Origin of the sequence: Stieleria sedimenti (assembly GCF_025060895.1) — a bacterium.
GTDB lineage: Bacteria > Planctomycetota > Planctomycetia > Pirellulales > Pirellulaceae > Stieleria > Stieleria sedimenti.
Window position 1 is genome coordinate 14,259 of record NZ_JANZKV010000062.1, and the last position, 9,333, is coordinate 23,591.

The window sequence follows — 9,333 nt, forward strand, 5'->3', positions numbered from 1 at the left end:
AGCCCGCACGCGTTAGCAAGGGCGCCATGCGGCGCCCCTCGCTCACGCGTCGGGCTGTCATCATGGCATTGATTTCGGAACATCGACTAAATCGACAGCCCGCTCGCGCCCTGCCGCTAGAAAATCGTTCACGGCGTAAGCCTGGGAACGAGTCGGCGAGTCTGCCCCACGCCGGTCAATGCTTCACCAGGTCAACAAACCGTTCGAGTCGTCGTCTTCTTCCCAGTGGCGTCGGACTTCGCGTAGCCCGTAGGCACACATTTCGAAGTGCTCGCTCATGCGATGGATCAGCTCCGAAGACGGTCGGTCGGCACCGCCATCGATTTCCGCGGCAATCGCGTAGGCGCGTTTGCCTTGGCGGCAGTAATCGATCAACTGATCCGGCGAGTCACCGCGGTTTTTCTTGGCCGACAAACTTTCCGGATACATGCCCGACCAGAACAACGTGAAATCGCCGACATGCCGATAGACTTCACGCTTGGCCAGACCGATCCGGCGTTCGGCTTCGGAAATCATTTGCACGACGTGCTTGGTTCGCATGCCGTCGCTTTGTCGTAACGAGTACAGCGAATCGACTCGCACAAATCGCAACATCAAATCGCTGACGTAGTCGACCAGCTGGACATCCGCGACACCGAGTTTGGTATGAAAGATAAACTCGCTGATGCCGCGAAAGAATCGCTCGACCGTCGAACCGCACAGTGCCTCGTGATCAGGTTCGCCCCCACCCTGTTCATCGTTACCGTGCCTATCAGGACCGTGACTGGAATCTGACGCCATGATGGATCTCCCGAAATAGAACAGTGCGAATCACCCGTTTTCGCGATGTCGTCTTTCGACAGCTAGCGGCAAGGCCTGGATGCCGTCAAGACCAATTTAGCATACTCAAAAATCAGTCGTTCGCACGAAGACTTCCCCACCAATCCGAATTTGGTTGCCAATCAGCCTCCAAGATCCGCGAATGGAATTCCTCCAGCCGCTGTTTCATCTTGGTGTGTTTTTCCGCGTAGTACAGTTCGGTGGTTTTCGGATCATAGCGTGGATCCGGTTCAGGCCGTTTCGCCCCCACCTCGTTCAACCAAGTGTCCAGTTGCTGCCACATGGAAGCGGCGCGAGCGGGCTGGGTGCGTGACACATCGCTTTGTTCGCCGGGATCACTCGCCAGGTGATACAACTCGTTTCGTCCGTCTTCGTAGTAGTGGATCAGTTTCCAACCGTCCTGGCGGATGATCGCGTGCGGTTCGCCACCTTGATTCCCGTAATGGGGGTAATGCCAATACAGTGGTCGGTCGTGGATTGTCCCACCGGTCAACAGCGGCTTGAGACTGACACCGTCTCGGTGCTGGGTCGGCCGCAGCGGTAGCCCACACAAATCCAGCAGCGTCGGGTAAAGATCTGCGCCGGTCACCGGCGTGTCGTTGGACGATCCGGGGGCAACCAAGGCCGGATAACGAATGTAAAACGGCTCACGAATCCCGCCTTCCCATTGCCGCCCCTTACCGCCTCGGAGTGGCAAATTGGACGTGCAAAACGCATCCCCCGACGAGACACCGCCGTTGTCACTGGTGAAGACCACGATTGTGTTGTCCGTCAAACCGTTTGCGTCGATGGCATCGAGCACCCGTCCGACGGCGTCGTCGACGGTTTCCACCATCCCGGCATAGACGGGGTGGTCTTGGACTTGGCGTACCGGCAACGTGCGATCGACTTGAAAACGTTGCTGCCCCTGGGGCAGCTCCGGGGCGAGCTCGCGATACTTTTCCCACAGCGTTTTGCGCGTCTGCACAGGACCATGCACACTGTAGAACGACAACATCGCGAAGAACGGTTTTCCGTCTTGTTGGTTGATGTAATTCACCGTCTCTTGGGCCAGACGCATCGGCAGCGATTCACCGTCGGGGCCGCTGCTGAGCACCGGGTTGTTGTACGGGGCAAAGTACCCTCCCGGTGGACTGCCTTTGTCGTGTCCGCCCTTGTTGACCTGATAACCGTGGTCGGTCGGCCACGACCCCCTGTCACCCAGGTGCCACTTGCCGGCAAAAAAGGTGGCGTATCCGCCTTCACGAAGCGCCTCGGCGATCGTCACCTCGTCATGCGGCAAGGCGTGCACGTACTCCGCCGGCAGCACACGGTCGGGACGCTTCCAATCGAGTCCCGTCTTGGCCCCGATCCAATCGGTGATGCCGTTGCGAGCGGGAAACGTTCCCAATTGAATGCTCGCGCGGGACGGACTACACACACAGCAGGTTGCGTAGCCGTTGCGAAAACGCATCCCCTGTTCGGCGATGCTATCGATCCGCGGCGATTGGTAATACGTACTGCCTTCACCGGACAAGTCGATCGCCCCCATGTCGTCCATCAGGATCAGGACGACGTTGGGTTGAGCGGCAAAAAGCGACGCGGGGCGGAGGCATAGCGAGCACACCAAGCCTGCCCAGGTCAGGCCGATCGCGAGCGACAGCGTTTTGATTTGTGGGCAACGATCGATCAAGACGAACCGATGTGTCATGGAGAGAGCGGGGGAACACGAGGAATCGGGCTGGGAGTGTTGCAGCAGACTATCATAGTCGAATCGCACGCGTGCCTAGTCGCACTCACTTTGGCTCGGAAGGTGTTAGCGGAACGGCGCGAGCCGTCCGGTTGCGCTTCAAAAACACCGTGAAAGACCGGAGGGCTCGCGCCCTACCGCTAAAAAGTCGTTCACGGCGTAGGGCGGAGCCTGGGAACAAGTGGACGTTGGCCGCTCGTGCGGTCCCCTCCGGTTCGTATACTGTGACGATGCCCCAAGACAACGGAAACCGCAGTCAAGAAACACGCTCGCAGTGGAAAACACTGGACGGTTCCCCGCGCGCGCGGCGCGGACTCGGTCAGTCGACGATCATGAGTGTCGTTCGGCAGGCTCCGGCCGGCCCCTTGTCCCCGCTGATTGCGTCCCTGGTCGTCGCGGTCCTGTTAGGGATAACGCTGTATGTCGGCTGGTTGGTGCGTGAGAGCGTTCGGGGCAGCATTCGCAATTCGTTGGAAACCGTGCTGGCGGCCAACATCAACGCGTTGCAACTGTGGCTCGCCGACCAGCGTGAAACGGCAAAACTTTACGCGGGCGAGGAAGGCCTGCGTCGTTACGCGATCGAGTTGCTCCAACAGCATTCCAAAGCCACTCAACCGGCAGGTCCTCTCGGGGCGGCGATCGAACGGGCGCCCAACCGTTCGGAAGACTTGCAGGCCCTGACGGCTCGACTCAGTGACGCGGGCTACCTGGGATGGGCGATCGTGGATCCGCTGGGTGGTGTGCTGGATTCCAGTGACGCACGGTTCAACGGCGGCACCATCCCACAGGGCCAGGAATTGTTCGCGCGATTGACCGCCGGTACCGTGTCCGTCACGCGCCCGTTTGAAATCGAAACGCACCGCGGGGGCGCCGAGGAGACGCCGACCGATCCGATGGCGGTCATGTGTGCGGTCGCGCCCGTTCGAGACGACCTGAGGACGACCGGATCGGTGGCGTTGATGATCGATCCGTCGAAACAGTTCAGCAAGATCCTGTCGGTCGCGCAGATGGGCAGCTCGGGTGAGACCTATGCCTTCGATCGCCACGCGGTGATGATTTCGAGCAGTCGTTTCGAATCGCAGCTGACCCAAGCGGGATTGTTGTCGCCAGGCGAAACGAGTCCGCTGAAGATTCATGTCCGCGATCCCGGCGTGGACATTCGCGCGCGGAACTCGGTGTCGGGAGAACCGGCGAGCTGGCCGCTGACGTTGATGGCTGACCATGCGACGCGCGGAGGGGTCGGTTCGAATGTGGTCGGATACAACGGCTATCGAGGCGTTCCCGTGGTCGGCGCGTGGACTTGGCTTTCCGAATATCATTTCGGCATCGCCAGCGAGTTGGAGGTCGACGAAGCGTTTGCCTCGCTGCGGATCCTACGCAATTCGTTCCTCGCACTCTTCGGCGCCGTCTCGATCGCCGCGGCGATTCTGTTGGGGTTGGTGTGGATCACGCGACCGCGCGACATCAGCGCGGACCGAGTGGAAGAACTGAAACGGCGACTGGGGCAATACGATTTACAACAGCGGATCGGACGCGGCGGCATGGGCACCGTGTATTTGGGCGAGCACGGTTTGCTGGATCGCAAAGTCGCCATCAAAGTCCTTGAAAATGCCGATGCGACCGAGCGATCCTTGGCCAGGTTTCAGCGTGAAGTTCAACTGTCGGCACGCTTGAAACATCCCAATACCGTCGAGATCTATGACTTCGGACGAACCGACGAAGGCACGTTCTTTTACGTCATGGAGTATGTCGAAGGGATCTCGCTGGAACAGCTGGTGGACTACTACGGACGTCAACCAGCCGAGCGAGTGATTTACCTGTTGCTTCAGATCTGCGGGTCGATCGCCGAAGCGCATGCGGCGGGCTTGATTCACCGCGACATCAAACCGGCCAACGTGCTGTTGACTTCACGCAGCGGGATTCACGATTTGATCAAAGTGCTCGACTTCGGGTTGGCGAAACAGATCGACCACGACTCGATCCAATTGACGCGTGTCGATTCGCTGACCGGCACCCCGCTTTACATGTCACCCGAAGCGATTCGCGATGCCGCCTCGGCCGGGGTTCTCAGCGACATCTATTCGATCGGTGCGGTCGGCTATAATCTGCTCTGCGGTCTCGCTCCGTTGGAAGGCGAATCGGCGACCGACGTGTGCGCCAAGAAGTTGCATGAGGAACCGGAATCTCCGGAGCGACGCATCGGCGTCCCGCTGGCGAAGGATCTGCAACGGGTCTTGCTGCGCTGCCTGCATCTGGATCCGCAAACACGGCCCCAGTCCGCTCAGCAACTGGCAAGCGAACTGTTGGCTTGTGCGGACAGTCCCCATTGGACGCAAGCGGATGCTGCTTTATGGTGGCGAGAGATTTTCGACGGCCCATACTTGGACGATTTTGAACTGAGCGAAGACAACCCATCGGCCGAAGGCACCCAAGGGGACACCGCCGTGAACGAAAAACGTCCAGCGGCAAGCCCACTGGCCCAATCAACGGCGAGCTGAACACCGGATATGTTTGGTCACAAACGACGAAAACCCCCGACCCAGGTCGACTGGCCACGTTTGAAGGCGTTACTCGAAGACGATGATCGTCGAGCCGCGGTCGAACGTCTGTACCCCGATCCCCGCAACGAAAGTTTCCTCTCGGCACTCCGCCGCGTCCAACCCGATCTGGCCGGCGATGTGGTTTCACTGGGACGTCAAGTCTTCCACGGTGCCCGGTTGGCCGAGTATCCGACGCTGGCCGTCGCCGGGATGCTCAACAGCGGCAAGACGAGCCTGGTCGCGGGGTTGCTCAGCCGGCACGGTCGCGGCCGCACGTTGCGCGGTGTCGCCAACCGCCAAGGCACGCACCGATTCGTTTTGTGGCTGCCCCAGAAATGGCGTGAAGAACCCGCGTTGTGGCAGTTGTTGCTGGAAGATTTTGGCGACGCCGTCGGTCACGCCCCCGAGCTGTTGGCCGAAATGCCCGAAGAGGCGCATGAGCAATACAACAACCGCAGCGGCGGCGTCGACGCGTTGGGCGTTCCGCTGGTCGCGACCGATCCGGCGCTCGATGATCTGGGAATCGGATTGCTGGACTGTCCCGACATCGTTTCCGATGAAGTCTTCGGAGTCGGGTCGCCGGAACGGAGACGTGAATTGTTGGGCAAGGCATCGACGTTCTGCAGCGCCTTCCTGGTCGTCTCGACACCCAGCATGGCCCGAGACCGTTCACTCGGTGACATTCTGCAAACGATCTCGGATTTGATGCCCGGTATTCCACGTTTGCTGGCGGTCAACAAGATCCGTCCCGGGCAGACCCCCGAAGACGTGCTGGAATCATTCGAGCCCCAGGCCAGCAAGTTCGGCGTCGAGCGAGTTTACGGGGCATACGATTACGAATTGCCCAAGAGCGAACCCTTCATCCCGAAATCGGCCAAGGACGGGGACCAGGAAATCACGATCGAAAACCCCAGCGACGATCCGCTGCCCATCTTCTTTTCTCTCTCGACGCAGCCCGATGAGAACCCGCCGGCAGAAATCGGCTGCGATCGTTTGTTGACACATCTGACCCGCGAGTTGGATCGCCCGGAATCATCAGATCGTTTTTTGATGGGACGTCACGCCGCGCTGCGTCGCGCGGTCTGGGACATAGGGTTGGCCGCGGTCGAAAAGGACGCCGAGCAATCGCTGCGGTTGACCGAGCGGGCCCGGCAAACGCTGCTGGACACCACGATCAGCCTGTTCACGAAACAGTCGACCGGGGGTGCGATCACGGAGGTTCGGATGCACCAATCCGAACGCATCGTCCGGCAGCTGGCCGACGCGTTCTGCGAAGCGGCGCCCTGGTATGCGCGTTGGGGGGTGAAGATCAACACGTTCATCCAAGGCCGCACCAAGGCGGCGTCCGATTTGTTCAAGCAGTACGTTCCGACCGCGATGGCGGAGCGTTATGCCGAATCGATCAAGGAAAAATTCAAGTCGAAGAAGGTCGGCCAACTCGTCGATCCGGAAGACCTGGACACGTCACTTCGACGATTCGGCGCGCCATTGACCTTGCCACATTGGTTTGAGGGGCAAAATGATCCGATCGATCCCGCCGCTTGGACCCAGGCGATGCACGAGGTGTTGAGAACGTTTCATGAGAACGATCGCGTTGTGTTCGACAGCGATCAATTGCGAGGAGTTGCCGAAGAGATGTGGCGTCAGATCCCGCGTCACAAAAAGTTGGCCTTCGGGTTGACGCCGCTGGCTGCACTGCTGGCCACCTTCGGAAGCGTGTTGATGCTGCCGGTCGATTTCGGCGCCACCGTTCTGGTTGCCAACGCCTCGGTCGTTGAACTGCTGGCCGCCGCCGGACTGACCGCCTTTTCAGCCTACTGGGCCGGCGGAAAGACGGCCCAGACGCTCAGCACCCAGGCCGCGGTCGAACAGATGTCGATGTTCTATGTCTTGCTGTGCCACCAAATCGGAATCGATCCCGGCAATCCGCTCCCTTCGATCCGTCTCAAACAAACCAACGTCCTGTTCCCGACTCCGAATGTAAAGGTCGGCGCCGGTGGCGGAGCAAACGCGACGCTCGCGGTCTATCGTATGAACCAAACGTTTCGTCAAGAATTGAACGGGATCCTGCCTCGCGAGTCCAAACATGCATGAATCCTCCGCAGACACCGTGACCCCTGACGACGAGTTTTTAAACCGGGTTCGTCGCGCGGGAGCTTCGGTATTGGGTGACAGCGAAACGGGGCGTCAAGTTCGATCGCTTTGTGGTGAACACGTTCGCGCGCGACACTTGATCTCACAAGATCGGGCCGCCGGCGCGCTGGTCTTGGCGGTCGTGGGCGCGACCGGACAAGGCAAGTCGTGGCTGATCCGGCAATTGATTCGACGCTCACCGCTGGCCGCTTCCATCCGCAGCGGCAACAATGCCGACCAGGCGACGGAGGAACTGGTTTGGGTCGGCCCGCATCCGCCGGTTGATTTGGACCCTCGCTTTGAACGGTTCGTACGAGTTTCCTCGGCCGACATGGAACCGATCGGCACCCCTTACATGCTCGTCGATGCGCCGGGGGCGACCGACAATCGGCAGGGGATCGCCGAAGTCGCCAAACGGGCGCTCTCGCTGGCCTCGGCCATCGTGCTGGTCGTCCGTCGCGATCAGATCCGTGGCCAAACCCCCGCCGCACTTGCGGTGGCAAGTGAAGGCACAATCGTCATCCCCGTGATCAATACGATCGGTGTCGATGACGCGGCTCTGCATGCGGACATCGACGCCTTTCTGGCAAATCTGCGGACCGCCGCGCCCGAGAGCGTCATCGCCCGCCCGGTCCGGGTCACCGATTTTGAACTGGGCGGCGAAAGTGAACAGCAGATCGGTGCGCAAGCGGCCACCGAGCTGCTCCGCCAATTGCAAATCGAATTGGAAAACAACCCCGACAGCGATCGACGCAAATCGACGCGTCTGGCGGCCTTGGACGGTCGCTTCCGATCCGCACTCAGCGCGTTATTGGCCGACGAACTGCCGGGCCTGACCCGGGCGGTCAATCGACTCAACGACGAAGCGACGAAACTTCCGGGCGAAGTCGCACAAACGCTGATCGGGCCCGACGGGCCGATGCAGGCCGCCGTGCGCAGCCGATTGCGTTTGAAACTCTTAACATCGACCGGTGCCATTTGGTTTCCCTACCGTTCGGTCTTGGGACTGCTGAACCTGACGCACGGTGCCTGGGATCGCGTGCTGTTGTCGCTCTCGGGATCGCTTCCGTCGCTGGTCAGCACGATCTGGACCTCGACCCGCAGTCTGACATCGGATCGTAACGCCAACGAAGAACTTCGTGACGGGCTGCAACGCCGCAGTGCCGCGGCAGTCACCGATCGACTGGGGCCGCTGGCGGCACAATTTCGAGAGGAGCTGGCGTTGCTGAGAAACGCCGATCAGCGTGACGACGGCAAGTCACTCCCCGGCGAGCCGTTGCGCGTCACGTCACACTCCGAGACCCAACAGGTCGCCTCGCTTGCCGGCATCGATGCCCTGCAAGAACGCTCGCACAAGATTTTCGAAGACGCGGTCGAGCAAAACTCGATCTCACAGTTGACCGCCATGATCATGGCCATCGTCGGCACGCTGATCTTTTGGCTTCTGATGGCCGGCCCGTTTGTCGCCCTGTACGGTGAATACTTGACAGCCAGCTACGAAACCCTGATCCAGGTCTCAACGCAACAAGCCGGAGAGACGCAACATCCGTTGGAGCATTTTCCTAAGCCCGAATTCGCGATGGTGCTCACCAGTCTGGTGCTGTCGTTATTGCCGACCGCGATTTTTTCCATGATTGCGCTGTCGGTTGCGCAGTCCAACGGCCGAACACAGCGCGCCCAACAAGCCATTCGCCAGGGTCATGAAGATGCGATCACGCAATTGCAACAAGACCGCGTGCTCCGCCTCCGCTGGGACGATCCGCTGTTGACCGACGCGGAGTTCCTGGTGTCCGCCGGTCGGCGCTAGAGTGGGGTAAGCATCCTGCTTGCCACGCCGGCTATCACAGAGTGGGGTAAGCATCCTGCTTGCCACCCCCGCCGGCTCCGCCGGCGGAGTCAGCAGGCCAATCCTCCAGCGCGGCCCGTTCTGCAACGGCTCTGAAAACGGTATCCAAACCCGTAGGCGAATCGGCTGATGTCAGTTGTGATTTCATGCCCAGCCGCTGCATGCTCGTCGATGGAAGATCGCCGAATCGATCCGACAGAGAATTAGCGGTGGTGTGAGACGGCGATCGGTGACGCCTCTAGCGGAACGGCGCGAGCGGGCTGTCG

Annotated in this window: 5 protein-coding genes; 3 read left to right on the forward strand and 2 right to left on the reverse strand. The window is 60.3% G+C overall.

The features are described from left to right. Positions 1–183 precede the first annotated feature (183 nt). Positions 184–780, reverse strand: coding sequence for a hypothetical protein (locus NZK35_RS09480; RefSeq protein ID WP_259632294.1), 597 nt, complete (start codon positions 778–780; stop codon positions 184–186). Positions 781–892: 112 nt separating this feature from the next. Continuing rightward, the gene (locus tag NZK35_RS09485) at positions 893–2,509 is read right to left on the reverse strand and encodes a sulfatase (protein ID WP_259632295.1); all 1,617 of its coding nucleotides are present in this window, start codon (positions 2,507–2,509) and stop codon (positions 893–895) included. Between the two features lie 269 nt (positions 2,510–2,778). Here NZK35_RS09485 and NZK35_RS09490 point away from each other — a divergent pair, with 269 nt between their 5' ends. From NZK35_RS09490 to NZK35_RS09500, 3 genes are read left to right on the forward strand one after another with little or no spacing between them, the layout of a single operon-like run. Beyond that, positions 2,779–5,046 (forward strand): serine/threonine-protein kinase, encoded by a 2,268-nt coding sequence (locus NZK35_RS09490; protein WP_259632296.1) that lies wholly within the window; start codon positions 2,779–2,781, stop codon positions 5,044–5,046. A gap of 9 nt (positions 5,047–5,055) precedes the next feature. Further along, entirely contained in the window at positions 5,056–7,182 is a 2,127-nt protein-coding gene (locus NZK35_RS09495; protein ID WP_259632297.1) for a hypothetical protein, read from the forward strand. After that, positions 7,175–9,028: a GTPase domain-containing protein gene (locus NZK35_RS09500; protein WP_259632298.1), complete on the forward strand. Its 1,854-nt coding sequence runs from the start codon at positions 7,175–7,177 to the stop codon at positions 9,026–9,028. Before NZK35_RS09495 ends, NZK35_RS09500 begins: the two co-directional genes overlap by 8 nt. The last annotated feature ends 305 nt before the right edge of the window (positions 9,029–9,333 follow it).

What these genes read in the sequence shown, in the direction of transcription:
- NZK35_RS09480 (WP_259632294.1), bottom strand. Translation starts at nt 780, where the DNA reads ATGGCGTCAGATTCCAGTCACGGTCCTGATAGGCACGGTAACGATGAA.
- NZK35_RS09485 (WP_259632295.1), bottom strand. Translation starts at nt 2,509, where the DNA reads ATGACACATCGGTTCGTCTTGATCGATCGTTGCCCACAAATCAAAACG.
- NZK35_RS09490 (WP_259632296.1), top strand. Translation starts at nt 2,779, where the DNA reads ATGCCCCAAGACAACGGAAACCGCAGTCAAGAAACACGCTCGCAGTGG.
- NZK35_RS09495 (WP_259632297.1), top strand. Translation starts at nt 5,056, where the DNA reads ATGTTTGGTCACAAACGACGAAAACCCCCGACCCAGGTCGACTGGCCA.
- NZK35_RS09500 (WP_259632298.1), top strand. Translation starts at nt 7,175, where the DNA reads ATGCATGAATCCTCCGCAGACACCGTGACCCCTGACGACGAGTTTTTA.